20 protein-coding genes are annotated in these 18,411 nt (G+C 68.2%); 9 read left to right on the forward strand and 11 right to left on the reverse strand.

Annotation, left to right across the window (positions count from 1 at the left end; all coding sequences use genetic code 11):
* Positions 1-5 precede the first annotated feature (5 nt).
* Positions 6-815, reverse strand: coding sequence for an endonuclease/exonuclease/phosphatase family protein (locus tag PWS46_RS23610; protein WP_434623966.1), 810 nt, complete (start codon positions 813-815; stop codon positions 6-8).
* Complete coding sequence (locus PWS46_RS23615) at positions 812-3,061, reverse strand: VTT domain-containing protein (RefSeq protein ID WP_434623968.1); 2,250 nt, start codon at positions 3,059-3,061, stop codon at positions 812-814. The genes PWS46_RS23610 and PWS46_RS23615 overlap by 4 nt, the downstream gene beginning before the upstream one ends.
* Positions 3,062-3,341: 280 nt before the next feature.
* Between PWS46_RS23615 and PWS46_RS23620 the strand changes: the two genes are divergently transcribed.
* Positions 3,342-3,713 (forward strand): NifB/NifX family molybdenum-iron cluster-binding protein, encoded by a 372-nt coding sequence (locus PWS46_RS23620; RefSeq protein WP_434623970.1) that lies wholly within the window; start codon positions 3,342-3,344, stop codon positions 3,711-3,713.
* Between the two features lie 173 nt (positions 3,714-3,886).
* On the opposite strand, the gene PWS46_RS23625 is transcribed toward PWS46_RS23620, so the two are convergent.
* On the reverse strand, positions 3,887-4,615 hold the full coding sequence (locus tag PWS46_RS23625) for a sensor histidine kinase (RefSeq protein WP_434623972.1): 729 nt from the start codon (positions 4,613-4,615) through the stop codon (positions 3,887-3,889).
* A 222-nt stretch (positions 4,616-4,837) separates the two neighbouring features.
* Here PWS46_RS23625 and PWS46_RS23630 point away from each other — a divergent pair, with 222 nt between their 5' ends.
* A complete protein-coding gene (locus tag PWS46_RS23630) occupies positions 4,838-5,869 on the forward strand; it encodes an esterase-like activity of phytase family protein (protein ID WP_434623974.1) in 1,032 nt (343 codons plus the stop codon).
* A gap of 104 nt (positions 5,870-5,973) precedes the next feature.
* A complete protein-coding gene (locus PWS46_RS23635) occupies positions 5,974-6,891 on the forward strand; it encodes an EamA family transporter (protein ID WP_434623976.1) in 918 nt (305 codons plus the stop codon).
* Between the two features lie 18 nt (positions 6,892-6,909).
* On the opposite strand, the gene PWS46_RS23640 is transcribed toward PWS46_RS23635, so the two are convergent.
* The 3 genes from PWS46_RS23640 to PWS46_RS23650 all read right to left on the reverse strand — a co-directional run bounded on the left by PWS46_RS23640 (position 6,910) and on the right by PWS46_RS23650 (position 9,227).
* On the reverse strand, positions 6,910-8,709 hold the full coding sequence (locus PWS46_RS23640; RefSeq protein ID WP_434623978.1) for a sensor histidine kinase: 1,800 nt from the start codon (positions 8,707-8,709) through the stop codon (positions 6,910-6,912).
* Between the two features lie 125 nt (positions 8,710-8,834).
* The gene (locus PWS46_RS23645) at positions 8,835-8,957 is read right to left on the reverse strand and encodes a hypothetical protein (RefSeq protein ID WP_434623980.1); all 123 of its coding nucleotides are present in this window, start codon (positions 8,955-8,957) and stop codon (positions 8,835-8,837) included.
* Positions 8,958-9,047: 90 nt separating this feature from the next.
* The gene (locus PWS46_RS23650) at positions 9,048-9,227 is read right to left on the reverse strand and encodes a DUF3553 domain-containing protein (RefSeq protein WP_434623982.1); all 180 of its coding nucleotides are present in this window, start codon (positions 9,225-9,227) and stop codon (positions 9,048-9,050) included.
* Between the two features lie 124 nt (positions 9,228-9,351).
* Between PWS46_RS23650 and PWS46_RS23655 the strand changes: the two genes are divergently transcribed.
* Positions 9,352-10,035 (forward strand): histidine phosphotransferase family protein, encoded by a 684-nt coding sequence (locus tag PWS46_RS23655; RefSeq protein WP_434623984.1) that lies wholly within the window; start codon positions 9,352-9,354, stop codon positions 10,033-10,035.
* Positions 10,036-10,055: 20 nt separating this feature from the next.
* Here PWS46_RS23655 and PWS46_RS23660 read toward each other — a convergent pair whose 3' ends face one another.
* The gene (locus tag PWS46_RS23660) at positions 10,056-10,229 is read right to left on the reverse strand and encodes a hypothetical protein (RefSeq protein ID WP_169054747.1); all 174 of its coding nucleotides are present in this window, start codon (positions 10,227-10,229) and stop codon (positions 10,056-10,058) included.
* Between the two features lie 204 nt (positions 10,230-10,433).
* On the opposite strand from PWS46_RS23660, the gene PWS46_RS23665 reads away from it, so the two are divergent.
* From PWS46_RS23665 to PWS46_RS23685, 5 genes are all read left to right on the forward strand, one after another.
* Complete coding sequence (locus PWS46_RS23665) at positions 10,434-13,241, forward strand: hybrid sensor histidine kinase/response regulator (protein WP_434623986.1); 2,808 nt, start codon at positions 10,434-10,436, stop codon at positions 13,239-13,241.
* Positions 13,238-13,738: a chemotaxis protein CheW gene (locus tag PWS46_RS23670; protein ID WP_098736194.1), complete on the forward strand. Its 501-nt coding sequence runs from the start codon at positions 13,238-13,240 to the stop codon at positions 13,736-13,738. Before PWS46_RS23665 ends, PWS46_RS23670 begins: the two co-directional genes overlap by 4 nt.
* A gap of 86 nt (positions 13,739-13,824) precedes the next feature.
* On the forward strand, positions 13,825-14,190 hold the full coding sequence (locus PWS46_RS23675; protein WP_045583532.1) for a response regulator: 366 nt from the start codon (positions 13,825-13,827) through the stop codon (positions 14,188-14,190).
* A 92-nt stretch (positions 14,191-14,282) separates the two neighbouring features.
* Positions 14,283-15,446, forward strand: coding sequence for a protein-glutamate methylesterase/protein-glutamine glutaminase (locus tag PWS46_RS23680; RefSeq protein WP_434623989.1), 1,164 nt, complete (start codon positions 14,283-14,285; stop codon positions 15,444-15,446).
* A complete protein-coding gene (locus tag PWS46_RS23685; protein ID WP_149198726.1) occupies positions 15,443-16,282 on the forward strand; it encodes a CheR family methyltransferase in 840 nt (279 codons plus the stop codon). The genes PWS46_RS23680 and PWS46_RS23685 overlap by 4 nt, the downstream gene beginning before the upstream one ends.
* A gap of 131 nt (positions 16,283-16,413) precedes the next feature.
* On the opposite strand, the gene PWS46_RS23690 is transcribed toward PWS46_RS23685, so the two are convergent.
* The 4 genes from PWS46_RS23690 to ctrA form a co-directional block, all read right to left on the reverse strand.
* Entirely contained in the window at positions 16,414-16,638 is a 225-nt protein-coding gene (locus PWS46_RS23690) for a hypothetical protein (RefSeq protein WP_434623992.1), read from the reverse strand.
* A 48-nt stretch (positions 16,639-16,686) separates the two neighbouring features.
* Positions 16,687-16,914, reverse strand: coding sequence for a hypothetical protein (locus PWS46_RS23695; RefSeq protein ID WP_434623993.1), 228 nt, complete (start codon positions 16,912-16,914; stop codon positions 16,687-16,689).
* Positions 16,915-17,027: 113 nt separating this feature from the next.
* Positions 17,028-17,237: a cold-shock protein gene (locus tag PWS46_RS23700; protein ID WP_012977930.1), complete on the reverse strand. Its 210-nt coding sequence runs from the start codon at positions 17,235-17,237 to the stop codon at positions 17,028-17,030.
* A 260-nt stretch (positions 17,238-17,497) separates the two neighbouring features.
* Positions 17,498-18,238 (reverse strand): response regulator transcription factor CtrA, encoded by a 741-nt coding sequence (gene ctrA, locus PWS46_RS23705; protein WP_012977929.1) that lies wholly within the window; start codon positions 18,236-18,238, stop codon positions 17,498-17,500.
* Positions 18,239-18,411: the final 173 nt, after the last annotated feature.

An 18,411-nucleotide genomic window follows, 5' to 3' on the forward strand; every position in this document is an offset into this window, starting at 1 on the left:
GACGATCAGGGGACGGCGAGCACCGCGCGGACCGGCAGATGGTCCGATGCCCGACGGGTGAGGATGGTGCGGACCACCTCGAAAGCGGGGATTTGCAAGCCTCCCGTCACATAGATGCGGTCGAGCCGCAGGGTCGGCATGCGGGCGTGGAAGCTGCGCGGATTGGCAACGTCGGCGAAGGAGGAGGCGAGCTGGCGCAGACGGGGAGAGCTGGGCGTCCACTCGTTGAGATCGCCCATGAACAGGGTGGGCAGCTCCGGCTGGCTTTCCACCCGCGACACTATGTCACCGACCTGCTTGGCCCGTTCCCAGGGGTCGAGGCCGAGATGGGCGACGATCACCCGCACCGGGCGGCCCTGCACCTCGACCACCGCGTCGATGGCGCCGCGCGGCTCGCGCTTGCCGACGGACAGGTCCATCGTCTCCATCGACCGCACCGGCAGGCGGGTCAGCAGGCAGTTGCCGTAATGGGCGCGCTCGCTGTGCTTGGTCGGGCCGGCGAAGGCCTTCAGTCCGGTGTTGCGTTCCAGGAAGGCGAACTGGTCCATCCCCGATTCGCCGCGATGGTGCCAGCCGACCTCCTGCAGGCCGATCAGGTCGACGTCGAGGTCGCGGATCACCTGGGCGATGCGGTCGGGGGCGAACCGGGCGTCGAGCCCGACGCAGCTGTGGATGTTCCAGGTGGCGACGCTGAGCGCCGCCATGCCGTCCGGGATGGGGTTGCTGCGGCGGTCGGCACGGCGGGGACGGCGGGCACGGGCGGCGCGCAACGCGGCGGCGATGCGCTGGACACGGTCACGGCTGAAACGAATCACGGTTCCAAAATCCTTCCCTTTGGCCTTTCGTCCGATCTGTCGTCCGGCCGGCCCTGCTTGCCCTCACCCCGACCATTGTCCCGACCGGAACGGCCGAGAAGGCGGCTGGTCACCCAGCCGAGCCCGATCGCCACCGCCGCCATCCCCACCAGCAGCGCGATGTCGCCGGCCCCGGGGTTGGTGATGGTGCGCTCAAGCTGGTGCCCGAGCAGATTGAAGGCAAGGATGCCGGGCGCAAGACCGACCATGGTGCCGATCACATAGTCGCCGAAGCGCAGCTTCGAGGCGCCGGCGGCGAGGTTGACGACGGTGTAGGGCGCCACCGGTACGGCACGCACGCCGGCCACCGCGGCGATGCCGCTGTCGGCCAGCTTTTCGTTGATGCGGGCGATCAGCGGTCCGCCATGGCGGTCCAGCAGGTCGCGCCCCGCCATCCGCCCGGTCCAGAACATCGCCACCGCCGAGGCGACCGCCCCGGCCATCGCGGTGGGAAAGCCCCACCACGGCCCCATGACGATGGCGGTGGCGGCGATCATCACGGTCAGCGGGAACATGACGTAGCCGCCGGCGACATAGGCCAGCATCAGCCACAGCGGCGCCAGCGGGCTCTCGCCCAGACTGTGGAAGACGGTCAGCACGGAGCCCAGCGTCGCCCATTCGCTGAGCGCGGTGTAGCGCCACATGCCCCACAACCCCAGCAGAGCCAGGACGCCGGCCAGCATCAGCCAGTGGCGGGTACGCGGGATGCGCGACGGCAGCACCCGGCGGACGATCTCCACCGCGCCGACAGGATGTTCGGGATCGAAGACGCGGGCATCGGCGACGGCGGCGGCCAGCCCGTCCGGCTCGGGATCCTGCAGCGGTTCCAGCGTGCGGCCGACCGGCTTGCGCAGCTGGTCGATGGCGGCGGTGAGCGAGCCCAGCCGCCGGTGCGCCGCCGCGACCTCCGCCGCCGTGGATCCCAGATGCTCGGCGATCAGGTCGTCGCGGGTGTGGCGGATGGCGCGGCGGGTCTCCGCATGCTCCGGCCCCGGCCCGGCCTCCAGCGCCAGGTCGCATTCGGTGTCGAGGCCCATCGAGCGGTTGTTGAGGTTGGCCGAGCCGATGCGCAGCAGCCGGTCGTCCACCACCATCACCTTGGCATGCACCGTGATGCAGGCGCCGCCGTCGGTCAGCGCGGAGAACAGGCGGAAGCGGCCATGGCGGTCGGCCTCGCGCAGTTCGCGGGTCAGGCGGGCGCGGGCGCCCAGCATGACGGTGTTCTCCAGCCAGCTGGTGGTGCGCACCGGGTTGACGACGATCACCTCCGGCCCGTCCGGTTCCGCCAGCCGCGCCTTCAGCGCCTCCGCCACCGCGGTGGAGGCGAAATACTGGCTTTCCAGATAGATGACCTCGCGCGCCTGGGCGATGGCCTCCAGATAGAGCGCCTCGACCTCTCGGACCTCCTCGCGCCCGTTGCAGGCGGGATCGGTGCGGGCGATGCCGACGCGGACGCCGCGCAGCATCGGCTCGAAGCCAGGCGGCCAGGGGTCGGCGGCCAGCGGGTGGCGGCGGGCCGGCCTGCCGGGCGAGTGGGCGGGCGGCCTCAGCGTCTCGCCGGTCGCCCGCGCCCAACGCTCGCGGAACATCTCCCCCAGCGCGCGGGCGGCGTCGCCGTCCACCGCCATCATCACGTCGTGGAACGGTTCATAGGGCTTGCCGTCGGGCTGGCGCCGGCGTGGGTCATGTCCGTGATGGGCGCGGGTGTCCCAGCGGTTGGCGGTGATGTCCAGCCCGCCGCAGAAGGCGACCCGGTCGTCGATCACCAGCATCTTCTGATGATGGCAGGCGCCGGTCGGATGGTCGCTGTCCAGCCGGTATTGCAGGCGCCGGTGGGTCAGCCAGTTGCGCAGCATGAAGGGATGCGACCAGCGGGCGAGGTCGAACAGCTCGGCATAGTCCCATTTCAGCACATGGATGTGCAGGTCGGGCCGCGTCGTCGCCAGCCAGTTCAGCAGCGTGCCCAGCCGGTCGGGCCGGCGCGGTCGGCGGGTCTGCGGCATCAGCCGGATGCGGGCGTCGAAATCCCAGGCGGTCAGATAGATGCTGCGCCGGGCGCGCCGCATGGCCGCCTTGGCCAGCGCGAAATAATCCTCCCCGTCGACGATGACACCCAGCCTCGCGGTGTCCTCCACCCGCCAGCAGGTCCGCCCCGGCTCCAGAATCGGCCGCAGCGCGCCGATGGCCCCGGCGGGGTCGGGCGGCAATCCGGCTGACGGGCCGGCTGACGGGCCGGCTGACGGGATTGACTGGGGCGAATGGGCGTACATGGCGTCCGGTCGGCTGCGTGTCCTGGGTCATAACATGTGGGAAGGCCTTTCCTTCCCCGCCCTTCGCCATTTGGTGAAAGCCGGTGGGAATTGCAGCCACCCGGACCACGCCGCCGGTCGAAAAATCCGCCGATTGACCTCGCTCAGTGCGGGTGCGGATCGGGCGTGGCAAGACTGAGCCGTCGCCGGGTACCACCCTCGAAGGGGACCGCAGAGCATGAAGATCGCCGTCGGCACCAAGGATTTCGCCACCATCGCCACCCATGGCGGCCGCACCCGCCGCTTCCTGGTCTATGAGGCCGAGGCCGGCATCGACCCGGTCGAGACCGGGCGGATCGAGCTGGGGGAGGAGGAGGTGCTGCACCTCTGCGGCGACGGCCGGCCCCACCCGATCGACGCGGTGCGGGTGGTCGTCACCGGCTCGTCCGGCGCCGGATTCGTCGCCCACATGAAGCGCCGCGGCATCGAACCGGTGACGACGACGGAGACCGACCCGGTGCGGGCCATCCGGGGCTGGTTCGCCGGCACGCTGGACCCGGCGCCGGAACCGGCCCACCCGCACGAGCATGAGGATGGGGATGGGCACTGAGGGGCGACGCTCATTGTCTTCACACCAATGATAACCCTGTTTCGGCCGTCATCCCCGCGAAGGCGGGGATCCAGGAAACTCCGCGATCAAGGAGCTGAAATGGCTGGATTCCCGCCTTCGCGGGAATGACGGCCGGCAAGCGTCTTCAGAGATGTATTTAAGCTGAACCCCAATCACACCGGGAAGCTGACGCTGGCGGTGGTGCCGGCGGCGTCGCTGTCGGTGGACAGCGTGTCGCCGAGCTGGCCGGCCAGCGCCTCGGCCAGCATCATCCCGTCCTCGGACGTGGTGTCGAAGCCGGCGGGGAGCGCACGGCCGTTGTCCTCCACCGTCAGGCGGGCACGGCCGCCGTCGTCCTGCTGGCGCACGGTGATGCGGATCCAGCCGTCGTCGGGGAAGGCATGGTGCAGGCAGTTCGTCACCAGCTCCGCGATGATGAGGCCGAGCGGCATCGCCTCGTACAGGCCGATCTGGATCGGGTCGGAATTGACGGTCACCGGCACGCGCGACAGGGCGCCGGGCGTGCCTTCCCGCACCGCCTCGCACAGCGCGGTGACGTAGCGGCCGAGGTCGACATGGGTGCCGGCGCCGCTCTCGTGCAGCTGGCGGTAGAGGATGGCCAGCGCCTCGATGCGGACCATGGTCTGCTCGTAGGCGGCGCGGGCGTCGGGGTCGCGGATGCGGCCGGCCTGCAGCTTCAGCAGGCTGATGACCAGCTGCAGGCTGTTCTTGGCGCGGTGCTGCAGTTCCCGCAGCTCCGCTTCCAACTCCTGGATGCGCGCCGTCAGCCGGTCGGCCAAGGGCATGCCGCCGGACACGCCACCCGACGCGCCGGTCGCGACGCCGTCGCCGGTCTGGTCCGGAGGAGAATAGGCGGTCTGCGACCGCGGAAGCATCGGCATGGGAACGGGCTCGGCTCGGTCGTCATGGATAGGCATCGTCGAAAACATTCGTCAATCTAAGCGCTTGTCCCGCGGACCCCACCCGGTTCTGAGGGAGTAATCCGCCGCGCCTAGCCGGTATGATGGATGTGCCGTAACGGTCGCGCCGCAAGTCGCCATATGCACGAAAGCATCCTCAAAAGAAAGATTGTGTCTTTCGATTGCACTGACAAGAGTCGCGCGATGAGGATGCGAAAGACAGTTGTATGGAGCCTGCTGCTGGTGGCCCTGTCCGGCGGCTGCGTCGCCGTGGTCGGTGCCGGCGGCGGGGAGCCCGAATCGGTCAAGGCCGCCGCGGTTCCGCTCGACCGCGGGCGGCCGGGCAAGCTGGCGGTCGGGCCGCTCCGCTTCCTGGGCGGGCTGGACATCGCCGGGGGCGACCGGGTCGGCGGGCTGTCCGGCCTGTGGGTGGACCCGGCCGGCGACCGTTTCGTCGCCATCGGCGACACCGGGCTGGTGGTGGATGGCCGGCTGCAAACCGATGCCGGGGGGCGGCTGACCGGCCTGTCCGATGTTCATGCCCGGCCGCTGACGATCGAGGAGGGGATCTCCCACCGCAAGCGCCGCACCGATGCGGAGGATCTGACGCGGCTGCCCGACGGCGGCTGGCTGGTCTCGCTGGAGCGCGACCACCGCATCCTCCGTTATAAGGGCGGCGACCGCGGGCCGGAGGGCACGCCGACGCCGATCCCACTGCCGCCGGGCATGGACGGCGCACCGGAGAATGGCGGGCTGGAGGCGCTGACCCGCCTTCCCGACGGGCGGCTGATCGCCCTGGAGGAGGGGAGGGACGACGGCCGCCGGGAACGCCGCGCCTGGATTACCCGGGCGGGGATCAAGGGCGACGGAAGTCCGCGCAGTGTCGCCGACTGGCAGCCCTTCACCTATCTTGCCGCCCCGCGTTACCGCCCGACCTCCGTCGCGCCGCTGCCGGACGGCGGCGTTGTGGTGCTGGAACGCTGGGTGTCGCTGCTGGGCGGCTGGTCGTCGCGGCTGGTCCGCGTGGCGCCGGGCCAGCTGACCGCCGGCGCGGTGGTGGACGGCGAGGAGCTTGGCCGCCTGGAGTCGCCGCTGGTGAACGACAATTTCGAAGGCATCGCCACCCGGCCGGGGCCGGCGGGGGAAACGCTGGTCTATCTGATCTCCGACAACAATTTCAGTTCGCTGCAGCGCACCTACCTGCTTCTGTTCGCCCTGCACGCCCCGTCCTCCTGACCCGGCTTTCCGACCAAAGTCGGACGGGAGCGGCGGCGCTGGGCATTTGACAGGGCGGCGGCCCTGCGGCTAGCTGGGCAGGTCTGGTTGCGAGGGAAACAATCATGGTGGCGAGCGATAAGATGGGGGCCGTTTCGACGCCGGCTCCGGTCCTTCCCGGCGCCGGGCGGGCGGCGCTGCTGACCCTGCTGGCAATGCTGGCCTTCGCCGCGAACTCCATCCTGTGCCGGCTGGCGCTGACCCAGACCGCCATCGACCCGGCCGGATTCACCCTGGTGCGCATCGCGTCCGGGGCCGCCAGCCTGTGGCTGATCGCCCGCGCCACCGGCCATGCGAAAGCGGGAGCCGGCAGCTGGCGCGGGGCGGCGGCGCTGCTGGCCTATGCCGCCGCCTTCTCCTTCGCCTATCTGACCATGACGGCGGGGACCGGGGCGCTGCTGCTGTTCGGGGCGGTGCAGGCGACCATGATCCTGGTCGGGCTCTATCGCGGCGAAAGGCTGGTGCCGCTGCAGTGGGGCGGGCTGGCGCTGGCGCTCGGCGGGCTGGCATTGCTGCTGGCGCCCGGACTGTCGGCGCCGGACCCGCTGGGGGCGCTGCTGATGCTGGCGGCCGGAGCGGCCTGGGGCGTCTATTCCCTGCTGGGGCGCAGCAGCCGCGATCCCATCGCCACCACCGCCGGCAACTTCATGCGCGCCGCACCGATGGCGGCGGTCCTGGCCCTGTTGGCCGCTCTGATTGGTCCATCGTTCGGCGGAGGCGTGCGCTGGGACCAGGGCGGGCTGGTCTATGCGGTGCTGTCGGGCGCGCTGGCCTCGGGTGTCGGCTATTCCATCTGGTATGCGGCGCTGCCCGCCCTGACCGCCGCCCGCGCCGCCTCGGTCCAGCTGAGCGTCCCGGTCATCACCGCGCTGGCGGCGGTGCTGGCGCTGGGCGAGCGGATCACCCCGGTTCTGGCGCTGTCGTCGGCCGCCGTGCTGGGCGGCATCGCGCTGGTCATCGTCGGCCGGGCGCGACGCTCGTAGTATATAGTATAGAGTCTCTCACGCCGAGGCGGCCTGCACCCGGTCCAGGGCCGGATGGTCGTCGTGACAGGTGCGCAGCCGCGATTGCGGGAACAGCACCGTGGCGGTGGTGCCGCGCCCCAGTACGCTGGACAGCACGAAGCGGCCGTCCTGCAACTCCACCAGCGACTTGACCAGCGGAAGTCCCAGCCCGGTCCCGGCATAGCGCCGGGTGTGGGAGTTGTCGACCTGATGGAAGGGCTCCATCACCTGTTCCAGTTCCACGGCGGGGATGCCGATGCCGGTATCGCTGACCCGCAGGCGCAGGCTGCGCGCCGCCCGGTCGGCCTCCACCGCGATCCGCCCGCCCGGCGGGGTGAACTTCACCGCGTTGGACAGCAGGTTCAGCAGGATCTGCCGCACTGCGCGGGCGTCGGCATGGAGGATGGGCAGGGAGACGGGCAGCGCCGCCGTCAGGGTCACGCCCTTCTCCACCGCCAGCGGCTCCATCTGGCGCAGGCATTCGCCGATCAGGTCGCCGACCGCCAGATCCTCCTGGTGCAGCACATATTTGCCCGATTCGATCTTGGTGGTGTCGAGGATGTCGTTGATCAGGCTCAGCAGATGCTGGCCCGATTTGCGGATGTCGCCGACATATTCGGTCTGCTTGCCCGACATCGCGCCGAAGATGCCGCTTTCCAGCGCCTCGGCGAAGCCGATCACCGCGTTCAGCGGCGTGCGCAGCTCGTGGCTCATGTTGGCCAGGAACTGGGTCTTCGCCCGGTTGGCGGCGTCGGAGACCTGCTTGGCGGCGATCAGCTCCGCCTCGATCCGGTGGCGGGCGGCGATGTCCTGGATCAGCCTCTGCTGGCTGTCGCGCAACGCCTGCTCGCTGTTCTGCAGGTCGGCGATGGCGCGTTCCCGCCGCTCCGCCTCGCGCAGCAGGGCCAGCGTCATCGCCGCCAGCACCAGCGTCCCGGCGAGGTCGGCCGCCGCCAGCGTCATCGCCTTCGACCACCAGGGGGCCAGCACCGCGTCCTGCGACGCGGACACCGTCACCACCAGCGGCATCTCGGCGGAGGCGCGGTGGCTGAGGATGCGGCGCGGTCCGTCGACGCTGCCGTCCAGCATCGCGGTCCCCGTTCGCGTCGTCTTCAGCAGGTCGGTGAACAGCGGCAGGAGCTTGGCGGAGCGGCCGATGTAGCCGTCATGGTCGGGGAAACGGGCGATCACCGTTCCATCGGCGTGATAAAGCGTCACCACCGCGTCGCCGGTCAGCGGAAGCGACTGGTAGAAGCCGCGGAAGGCCATCGGCTCCAGCACGGCGACCACCACGCCGGCGAAATTGCCGTCGGGCGAGTTCAGCCGCCGGCTCATGCTGAAGAACCAGGTGCCGGAGGTGCGGCCGCGCACGGGATTGCCGACGAAGACCCCGCCGTCGGGAACCAGCCGGTCGCGGTGGGCCATCAGGTAATCGCGGTCCGACAGGTCGATGTTCGCCGGGCTCAGCGTTTCGGTGTCGTGGATCAGCCGGCCGTCGGCGGACACCACCAGGATGGCGCGGACCAGCGGCGACAGCGCGGCCTGACGGCGCAGCAGGGCATGGATGTCGGCATCGCCGCGGCTCCAACTGTCGGTCCTGACGGCCAGCACCTCCACGGTGCCGGCGAGGATCTTGGACACGCCGGACAGGGAGTCGCTCGCCTGGCGTTCCAGCACCAGCGCCATCGACGCGGTGTCCTCCCGCGCCCGGGCGATGGTCTGGTCACGCTGGTGCAGCAGGTCGTAGCCGACCATGGCGTTGAGGCCAAGGATCAGCGCCACACCGAATGCGCCCATTCCCCCTTTGAGACGCGAGATCAAGCAATGCCCCGCCGTGTCCGGTCATGGATCAACCGATCCTACACCGAGCGTCGGGCGGCCGGAAGTCGCCTTTTCGTGGAATGGGTTTGCGTGATGTTCGCCTACAGGCGGACGGACGGGCTGGAATAGCGCTCCGCGGTCGAATGGCCGACGGCGTTCAACGCCGCAGCCGTGCCCAGTGCGATCACCGCCGCGGCGGCGAAGCCGAGGATCATTGCCTTCATGTGGTCTCTCTCCAACAGGCGTCCGAAATCATTCGCATAAAAGCAAAGTCGCCGCTGCCGCGCAATCCGCGCTTTCCCGGAGTGCGGACCTCAAATATCGTCCGGGTCGACCACCGTCAGCGCGATGACGTCGGAGTCGATCAGCACCTTGCCCGCATGCTCGAAATTCACCGTGATGCGGTTGCGGATGGCCGACTGCACCTGTCCCAGCCCCCAGTCGGGCCGGTCCGGGTGGCGCACCCAGGCGCCGGGCACCAGCGAATCGTCCATGTCGCGTCCCATCCATGCCGCTATTCTACATAGGAAATGCGACCGCCTGTGCGGCGGCGCCCGGAGAGTATAGAGTCTCCGGCACCGCGCCGTCGCCGTTCCTTTTTTCCCCGGAGTCCGCCCCGTGACCGATTCGTCCTCCCGCCCCGTCAGCGTCGACATCCGCGTGCTGGAACTGCTGGCGTCCAAGCTCTGCCACGATCTGGTCAGCCCGGTCGGCGCCATCCGCAACGGCCTGGAACTGATCGAGGAGATGCAGGAGGACGAGGATGGCGGCCCCGCCGTCGGGGGATTCCTGGGCGAGGCGGTGAAGCTGATCGACCATTCCTCCGGTCAGGCCGACCGCCGGCTGCGGGTGTTCCGGCTGGCCTATGGGCTGGCCGGGCGCGACCAGAAGGGGTTCGGTGACGCCCGCGCCGCCGCGGCAGGCTATGTCGAGGGCGGGCGCACCCGGCTCGACTGGCCGGAGCGGGTGCCCCACGACATGACGGCCCAGCGCCGCGGCGTGGTGAAGCTGGTGCTGAATCTGGTGATGCTGGCGGACGAGGCGCTGACCCATGGCGGGCTGGTCTCCGTCGCCGCCGACGGCGACGAGACCGCCGGCCGCATCACCGTGACCGCCGCCGGGCGGCCGGGCACGCTCAACCCGGAGGCCGCGGCGGCGCTGGCCGGCACGGCGGGAGCCGAGGCATTGACCCCGCGCACCATCCACGCCTATCTCACCGGACGGCTGGCCGAGAGCGACGGCTTCCGCATCGCCGTCGCCACCGAAAGCAGCGAGCGGCTGGTCTTCACCGCGGACTGGTGAGGCGCCCTAACAACTGCTTGCTACAACTGCTTGAAGATCCGCGGCTCCAGCACGACCTGCTCCACCCCGCCGGTGGTCTGGTGAGCGGTCGTGCGCAGCGTGACCGCCAGATTGTGGCGCGCGGCCTCCGCCAGCGCGGCGTTGAGGCGTTCCACGGCTTCGCGCACGGATTGGGCGAGTTCGGCGTCGGTCATCGATCCTCCCTGTGACAATGGAACCCCGATCCTACCGGTGGAAGCTCCCGGAGGACTCCCTATCGGAAGAGGTAAGGTTCTCTTAATCAGTGTTTGACAGGCTCCCACCCTACCTGGACTGGAGCGCAACCGGCGGCCGGCAAAGCCGTCCGTTCGAGCCGCAGGCCGGCGCGGACCATAAACATTGGGCCTGGGGAATGCGACATGGATGATCTGCTGTCCGAATTTCTGACGGAAACCAACGAAAACCTCTCGGTGCTCGACGTCGAGTTGGTCCGGTTGGAGCAGAACCCCAACAATCCGGAACTGCTGTCGAACATCTTCCGGCTCGTTCACACCATCAAGGGCACTTGCGGCTTCCTCGGCCTGCCCCGCCTGGAGAAGGTGGCGCACGCGTCGGAGAACGTGCTGGGCAAGTTCCGCGACGGCGAACTGACGATCAACCCGGAAGCGGTGTCGCTGATCCTGCAGGCTCTGGACACCATCAAGAGCCTGCTGGCGGTCCTGGAAGCGACCGAGGCGGAGCCGCCGGGCGACGACCTGCCGCTGATCGAGCGGCTGAACCTGTGCGCCGAAGGCAAGCTGGGCGGGCCCGCACCGGCCGCCGCCGCTCCGCCCCCGCCGCCGCCTCCGACCGCCCCCGCGGTCGCCGCGTCGGAGTCCCGTCCGGTGACCCTGGACGAGCTCGAGGCGCTGTGGAACTCCACCCCCGGCCCGAACGACATTCCGGCCCCGGCCGCCGCGCCCGCCGCCGGCACCGCGGTCGCCACCCGTGCGCCCGAGCCGGTCGAGGAGCCGGCCCCGTCGCAGGATCTCGTCGTGCCCGACGCCGAGCCGGCGGCCGCCAAGATGCCGGCCCCGGTCGCCCCGATGGCGAGTGGCGGCGGCTCGGGCGGCGGCTCGGCTGGCGGCGGTGCCGCCGATGCGGGCGCCGAGGCCGCGACCAAGGAATCGGCGGTCGCCGCGCAGACCATCCGCGTCAACGTCGACCTGCTCGAAAACCTGATGACCATGGTGTCGGAGCTGGTGCTGACCCGCAACCAGCTGCTGCAGATCCTGCGGTCGCAGAAGGAGAGCGAGTTCGCCGCCCCGCTGCAGCGCCTGAACCATGTGACGTCGGAGCTGCAGGAAGGCGTCATGAAGACGCGCATGCAGCCCATCGGCAACGCCTGGGCCAAGCTGCCGCGTCTGGTGCGCGATCTGGCGCACGAACTGAACAAGAAGATCGACCTCCAGATGCTCGGCGCCGATACCGAGCTGGACCGTCAGGTGCTGGAGCTGATCAAGGACCCGCTGACCCACATGGTGCGCAACAGCGCCGACCATGGGCTGGAGATCCCGGCGGAGCGCCTGAAGGCCGGCAAGTCGGAGACCGGCCGCATCACGCTGAACGCCTATCACGAAGGCGGCCACATCATCATCGAGATCCAGGACGACGGTAAGGGCCTTGCCATCGACCGGATCAAGCAGAAGGCGATCCAGAACGGGATGGCGTCGGAAGGCGAGCTGGCCTCGATGACCGACCAGCAGATCATCCAGTTCATCATGAAGCCGGGCTTCTCCACCGCCGCCAAGGTCACCAACGTGTCGGGCCGCGGCGTCGGCATGGACGTGGTGAAGACCAACATCGAGAAGATCGGCGGCACGATCGAGATCAAGTCGGCCCAGGGCAAGGGCTCGACCTTCGTCATCAAGATCCCGCTGACGCTGGCCATCGTCTCGGCCCTGATCGTGGAATGCGCCGGCGAACGCTTCGCCATCCCGCAGATCAGCGTGGTCGAGCTGGTGCGCGCCGCGTCGGACAGCGAGCACACCATCGAACGGCTGAAGGGCACGCCGGTGCTGCGCCTGCGCAACCGCCTGCTGCCGCTGGTGTCGCTGCAGCAGCTGCTGCGGCTGGACGACAGCGAGGGTAGCGCCAAGACCGAGGACGAGACCTTCATCGTCGTCACCCAGGTCGGCACCTACACCTTCGGCATCATGGTCGACCGCGTGTTCGACACCGAGGAAATCGTGGTGAAGCCGGTGGCGCCGATCCTGCGCCACATCGAGATGTTCTCGGGCAACACGATCCTGGGCGACGGCTCGGTCATCATGATCCTGGACCCCAACGGCATCGCGTCGGCCACCGGCGAGATGGCGATGGGCGAGGCCGCCGGCAAGGAGACCACCGCGGTCCAGACCCAGCGCCAGGAGGACAAGATGGCGCTGCTGCTGTTCCGCGCCGGCGAGGGCGCGCCCAAGGCGGTGCCGCTGTCGCTGGTCGCCCGCCTGGAGGACGTCGATCTCGCCACGGTCGAGCTGTCGAACGGCCTGCCGGTGGTCCAGTACCGCGGCAAGCTGATGCCGCTGGTGCCGATCGACCCGAACTTCGTCGTCGGCAGCGAAGGCCGCCAGCCGGTGCTGGTCTTCGCCGACGGCGACCGCTCGATGGGCCTGATCGTCGACGAGATCGTCGACATCGTCGAGGAGAAGCTGAACGTCCAGCTGGCCGCGGAACGTCCCGGCCTGATGGGCTCGGCCATCATCGCCGGCAAGGCGACCGAGGTGATCGACGCCGGCTTCTTCCTGACCCAGGCTTACAAGGACTGGTTCGGCTCCTCCGCCCAGGAGGGGTTCGAGGAGGAGAAGCTGCAGCGCGTGCTGCTGGTCGACGACAGCCCCTTCTTCCGCAACCTGCTGACGCCGCTGCTGTCGGTCGCCGGTTACGACGTGACGGCGGTGGAGAATGCCGGCGACGCGCTGGCGCTCTGCGAGGCGGGCGAGGACTTCGACGTCATCGTCTCCGACATCGAGATGCCGGGCATGAGCGGCTTCGACTTCGCCGAGGCGGTGCGCCACGGCAGCCGCTGGCAGCGTGTGCCGATGGTGGCGCTGTCCAGCCACGCCAGTGCCCGCGATCTCGACCGCGGCCGGATCGCCGGTTTCAACGACTATGTCGCCAAGTTCGACCGTGACGCGCTGCTCTTCGCGCTGCAGCAGACGCTGACCGAACAGAAAGGTGCCGCATGAGCAACGCCAAGCTGCCGTCCACCGTCCGGAAGTCGAGGGGCGACGACATCGTCGTCTCCGGCAACCAGGACTTTGTGACCATGACGATCGCCGACCAGATGTTCGGCATCCCGGTCCTTCAGGTGCAGGACGTGCTGGGCCATCAGCGGATCACCCGCATCCCGCTGGCCCCGCCGGAGGTCGCCGGATCGCTGAACCTGCGCGGCCGCATCGTCACCGCCATCGACGTCCGCCTGCGGCTCGGCCTTACCGGCCGGCCGAAGGACAAGCCGGGCATGTCGATCGTCGTCGACCTGCGCGGCGAGCTGTACAGCCTGATGGTCGATTCGGTCGGCGAGGTGCTGAGCCTGACCAAGGAGGACTTCGAACGCAACCCGGCGACGCTGGATCCGCGGTGGCGGGAGGTCTCGACCGGAATTTATAGGCTGAACGGCCAGTTGATGGTTGTGCTGGACGTGCCTCGTCTGCTCAACTTCACAACCATCGAGACGGCCTGACGGCTGGAGGCGCTCTTCGCGATGGAGGGCGCCGCTTCCGCCGGCCGGCTATTGCCGACGAACAGATGACCTGAGGCCCTGCCGCAATGAAATCCTGCCTGGTGGTCGATGACAGCCGCGTGGTCCGCAAGGTCGCGCGCAAGATCCTGGAAGAGCTGAACTTCGCCTGCTCGGAAGCGGAGGACGGCAAGCAGGCGATGGAGGCCTGCGCGGCGCAGATGCCCGACGCCATCCTGCTGGACTGGAACATGCCGGTGATGACCGGGATCGAGTTCCTGCGCCGGCTGCGCAAGATGAGCGGGGGCGAGCAGCCCAAGGTGGTGTTCTGCACGACCGAGAACGACCTCGCCCACATCCAGGAGGCGCTGTCCGCCGGGGCCAACGAGTACATCATGAAGCCCTTCGACAGCGACATCATCCAGACCAAGTTCGCGCAGGTCGGCCTTCTCTGATCCCGGCCCCATTCCAGGCCCAGGGGCCCGGGAATGGGGCCGCCCAGGAAAAACAGCGTTGAACATGTCGAGTTGAAAGGCGAATCGCCGTTATGTCGGACAGTTTTGGCAGAGGCCCCCTCACCACCGCGCGACCGGCCAACCCGGATCCCGTCCGGGTCATGGTGGTGGACGACTCCGCCGTCATCCGCGGCCTGCTGACCCGCGCGCTGGAAGGGGACCCGGACATCCGCGTCGTCACTTCGGTCGGCGACGGTCAGATGGCGGTCAATTCGCTGCAGCGCAACTCCATCGACGTCATCGTTCTGGACATCGAGATGCCGGTGATGGACGGGCTGACCGCTATCCCGAAGCTGCTGGCGGTGGCGCCGCAGGTGAAGATCATCATGGCCTCCACGCTGACGCTGCGCGGGGCCGACGTGTCGATGCGCTGCCTGTCGGCCGGTGCGGCCGATTACATCCCGAAGCCGACCTCCACCCGCGAGATCGGCGGGGCGGAGGACTTCAAGCGCGAGCTGGTCGCCAAGGTCAAGGCGCTGGGCGCCGCCGCCCGGCGCGCCGGGTCGCGAAGCCGCGGCGAGATCCGCCCGCTGACCCCGGCGGCCCCCGTCGGGCTGCTGAAGCGCGAGGTCGGGCCGATCACCACCCGTCCGGCCCCGGCCGGCATCGCGGTGAAGCCGGACGTGATCGCCATCGGCAGCTCCACCGGCGGTCCGCAGGCCCTGTTCGAGGTGCTGTCACACCTGAAGACCGGCGTGACCCAGCCGATCCTGATCACCCAGCACATGCCGGCGACCTTCACCACCATCCTGGCCGAGCACATCAGCCGCCAATGCGGGATCGACGCGCGCGAGGCCAAGGACGGCGAGCCGGTGGTGCAGAACCGCTGCTACATCGCGCCCGGCGACTTCCACATGCTGGTGACGCAGCGCGCCGGCACCAACGTGATCGCGCTGAGCAAGGATCCGCCCGAGAATTTCTGCCGCCCGGCGGTCGATCCGATGATGCGGTCGATCCTGAAGTCCTTCGGCGGCCGCAAGATCCTGGCCTGCATCCTGACCGGCATGGGGCAGGACGGGCTGAAGGGCTGCACCGACGTGGTCAACGGCGGCGGCACCCTGATCGCCCAGGACGAGGCGTCGAGCGTGGTCTGGGGCATGCCCGGTGCGGTGGCGCAAGCCGGCATCTGCAACGCCATCCTGCCGCTCAAGGAAATCGGTCCCCACATCCGCAAGCTCGCTTCGAGGGCAGCATGAGAGTCGAAGATTTCGACATGTTCTCCACGCTGCTCAAGCAGCGTTCCGGCCTGGTCCTCACCCGCGACAAGGCATATTTGCTCGAATCCCGGCTGATGCCGGTGGCGCGCAAGTGGAACATGAAGGGGCTGGAGGAGCTGGCGACCACCGTCCGCACCCGCAAGGACGAGGCGCTGCTGCGCGACATCACGGAAGCGATGACGACCAACGAGTCGTCCTTCTTCCGCGACCAGAAGCCCTTCGACCAGTTCCGCCAGCTGGTGCTGCCGAAGCTGATGGAGGCGCGGGCGGCCAAGCGCAGTTTGCGCATCTGGTCGGCCGCCTGTTCGTCGGGGCAGGAAGCCTATTCGCTGTCGATGATCCTGAACGACGAGGCGGCAAAGCTGGCCGGCTGGCGCATTGAGATCGTCGGCACCGACATCTCGGCGGAAATGGTGGAGCGGGCGAAGTCCGGCATCTACACCCAGTTCGAGGTGCAGCGCGGCCTGCCGATCACCATGCTGGTGAAGCATTTCAAGCAGAACGGCGACAAGTGGCAGATCAGCCAGCAGCTGCGCCAGATGGTGTCGTTCCGCGAATGGAACCTGCTGGGCGACCTGTCGGCGCTGGGCCAGTTCGACATCGTCTTCTGCCGCAACGTGCTGATCTATTTTGACCAGCCGACGAAGGCGAAGGTGCTGGAGTCGATTTCCCGGCAGATGCCGCAGGACGGCGTGCTGTATCTGGGTGGCGCCGAAACGGTGCTGGGCATCACCGACAAGTTCAAGCCGGTGGAGGGCCAGCGCGGCCTCTACAGCATGGGCGGCTTCTCCGCCGCCGGCGCCAAGGTGGCGTGAACCGTGCGGTTCTCACTTTGACGGACGTCATCCCCGCGAAGGCGGGGATCCAGGCTTCGAACTCAAGCACTTGAAACGGCTGGATCCCCGCCTTCGCGGGGATGACAGCCAGCAAGAAAAATCACCAACTCTCAGGCCGACGGCGTGATCGACTTGATCGGGCCGCGCGGGTTGCCGGACATTTCGGCGATCTTGCGGTCCTGCGCCTCGATGAAGGTGCGGATGGAGTTCTCGCGGTCGAACTGGTCGATGTCGGCGGTCGGCACCTTGCGGTTCGAGGTGCGCGCACCGTCCTGGTAGATCACGTCGAAAAGCGCGAAGCCGTTGTCGACGGGTTGTTTCTTCTGACGGGCCATGGCCTGTCCTCCGTAATATCGCGGTCGGCCGCGTGTGCGGTCGCCCGGTCAGGCATTGTTGGTGTCGGTATCGGTATCGGTCGGGACGGCGTCATCCTGCACGTCCGCATCGACCTGCCCGGTCTGCTCGTGATCGGTCTGGTCGGGATCGCCCTGTTCGCCGGCACGGCGGGCGGCGACGCCTTCCTCGCGGCGCTGCAGCCGTTCCTGCTTCTTCTGTTCCTTGGCCCGGTTGCGCTCGGCCCGCTGCTGGTTGTAATTCGGTTTGAACGCCATAGCGGTTCTCCTCTGGGCAGGGCCCTGCATCTGGGCGGCAGGGACTTGTGCAACACGGAAAAAGGGCACCGGTTTCCCGATGCCCCTTTTTCCGCAGGTCGGCGGTCAGGCGGTCAGACCGCCTTCAGATTTTCCGCCGAGGTCTTGCCACGCTTCGGATCGCGCTGTTCCTCGTAGGAAATCTTCTGGCCATCGACCAGGCTGCGCAGCCCGGCGCGTTCGACAGCGGAGATGTGAACGAACACATCCGGGCCGCCGCTTTCCGGCTGAATGAAACCGAAGCCCTTGGTGCTGTTGAACCATTTGACGGTGCCGACGGGCATGTCTGTCTCCCATAACGCGAAGGGCGCCACACCACCGGTGCAGCGCATCAGACTGGGTGTGGGATTGGCGGCCCCCAAATGCCCGCTAAGGCATGCACGCAATGGCGAAAAAAGGGGGGCTGAGCGTGGAGGCGTTTGAACGCCCCGCAGTCCGAAGCAGAATGACCCATCAGACATGGGAACGCCCGGTCCCGCTTTCAAGGTGAAAGACGGCCGGGCGTTCGATGGGCGGCGAAAAGAAACGCGGGCGATGCGGCGGGTCAGCCGGCGGCCTGCTGCTGCGGCACGCGCGGCGGCGGCGGGGGATTGCCCTCGGCGATCTCCTCGTGCGGGTCGCGCAGCACATAGCCGCGGCCCCACACCGTTTCGATGTAGTTGTCGCCCTGGGTGGCGGCGGCCAGCTTCTTGCGCAGCTTGCAGACGAAGACGTCGATGATCTTCAGTTCCGGCTCGTCCATCCCGCCATAGAGATGGTTCAGGAACATTTCCTTGGTCAGCGTCGTGCCCTTGCGCAGGCTCAACAACTCCAGGATGCCGTATTCCTTGCCGGTCAGGTGCAGCGGCGACTGGTCGACCTCCACCGTGCGGGTGTCGAGGTTGACGGTCAGGCGGCCGGTGCGGATGATGCTGTCGGAATGGCCCTTCGACCGGCGGACGATGGCCTGGATGCGGGCGATCAGCTCGCGCTTGTCGAACGGCTTGGTCAGGTAATCGTCGGCGCCGAAACCCAGCCCCTTGATCTTGTTGTCCATCTCGGTCAGACCGGACAGGATCAGGATCGGGGTGGTGACGCGCGCGGCGCGCAGGCGGCGAAGAACCTCGTACCCGTCGATGTCCGGCAGCATCAGATCAAGAATGATGATGTCGTAATCATAGAGCTTGCCGATCTCCAGCCCGTCTTCACCCAGGTCGGTAGAGTCGACGATGAATCCTTCCGTGTTCAGCATCAGCTCGATGCTTTTGGCGACGGAGGAATCGTCTTCAACCAGCAGAACCCTCATGGCGATATCCCGACGTTTGATGGCGCGCTTTCGCTACCCGACCCTGGAAATGGTCCCCGATCCTTGATGATCGATTTCAACCATCCCGTTTACACAAGTTAACAGACGATTCAGCTTAACGCCAGTGCCAAGCGCTTACACAACGTTAATCCTTCCATCGCAAGATGCGATCA

It is taken from the genome of Azospirillum sp. B2RO_4 (assembly GCF_051124815.1).
In the GTDB taxonomy this organism is placed as follows: Bacteria; Pseudomonadota; Alphaproteobacteria; order Azospirillales; family Azospirillaceae; genus Azospirillum.

Excerpts from the sequence above, each read along its gene's own strand:
- PWS46_RS23690 (WP_434623992.1), bottom strand. The coding sequence starts at position 16,638 with ATGGCCCGTCAGAAGAAACAACCCGTCGACAACGGCTTCGCGCTTTTC.
- ctrA (WP_012977929.1), bottom strand. The coding sequence starts at position 18,238 with ATGAGGGTTCTGCTGGTTGAAGACGATTCCTCCGTCGCCAAAAGCATC.
- PWS46_RS23665 (WP_434623986.1), top strand. The coding sequence starts at position 10,434 with ATGGATGATCTGCTGTCCGAATTTCTGACGGAAACCAACGAAAACCTC.
- PWS46_RS23635 (WP_434623976.1), top strand. The coding sequence starts at position 5,974 with ATGGTGGCGAGCGATAAGATGGGGGCCGTTTCGACGCCGGCTCCGGTC.
- PWS46_RS23625 (WP_434623972.1), bottom strand. The coding sequence starts at position 4,615 with ATGCCGATGCTTCCGCGGTCGCAGACCGCCTATTCTCCTCCGGACCAG.
- PWS46_RS23695 (WP_434623993.1), bottom strand. The coding sequence starts at position 16,914 with ATGGCGTTCAAACCGAATTACAACCAGCAGCGGGCCGAGCGCAACCGG.
- PWS46_RS23680 (WP_434623989.1), top strand. The coding sequence starts at position 14,283 with ATGTCGGACAGTTTTGGCAGAGGCCCCCTCACCACCGCGCGACCGGCC.
- PWS46_RS23620 (WP_434623970.1), top strand. The coding sequence starts at position 3,342 with ATGAAGATCGCCGTCGGCACCAAGGATTTCGCCACCATCGCCACCCAT.
- PWS46_RS23640 (WP_434623978.1), bottom strand. The coding sequence starts at position 8,709 with ATGGGCGCATTCGGTGTGGCGCTGATCCTTGGCCTCAACGCCATGGTC.
- PWS46_RS23645 (WP_434623980.1), bottom strand. The coding sequence starts at position 8,957 with ATGAAGGCAATGATCCTCGGCTTCGCCGCCGCGGCGGTGATCGCACTG.
- PWS46_RS23670 (WP_098736194.1), top strand. The coding sequence starts at position 13,238 with ATGAGCAACGCCAAGCTGCCGTCCACCGTCCGGAAGTCGAGGGGCGAC.
- PWS46_RS23650 (WP_434623982.1), bottom strand. The coding sequence starts at position 9,227 with ATGGACGATTCGCTGGTGCCCGGCGCCTGGGTGCGCCACCCGGACCGG.
- PWS46_RS23685 (WP_149198726.1), top strand. The coding sequence starts at position 15,443 with ATGAGAGTCGAAGATTTCGACATGTTCTCCACGCTGCTCAAGCAGCGT.
- PWS46_RS23630 (WP_434623974.1), top strand. The coding sequence starts at position 4,838 with ATGAGGATGCGAAAGACAGTTGTATGGAGCCTGCTGCTGGTGGCCCTG.
- PWS46_RS23660 (WP_169054747.1), bottom strand. The coding sequence starts at position 10,229 with ATGACCGACGCCGAACTCGCCCAATCCGTGCGCGAAGCCGTGGAACGC.
- PWS46_RS23700 (WP_012977930.1), bottom strand. The coding sequence starts at position 17,237 with ATGCCCGTCGGCACCGTCAAATGGTTCAACAGCACCAAGGGCTTCGGT.
- PWS46_RS23675 (WP_045583532.1), top strand. The coding sequence starts at position 13,825 with ATGAAATCCTGCCTGGTGGTCGATGACAGCCGCGTGGTCCGCAAGGTC.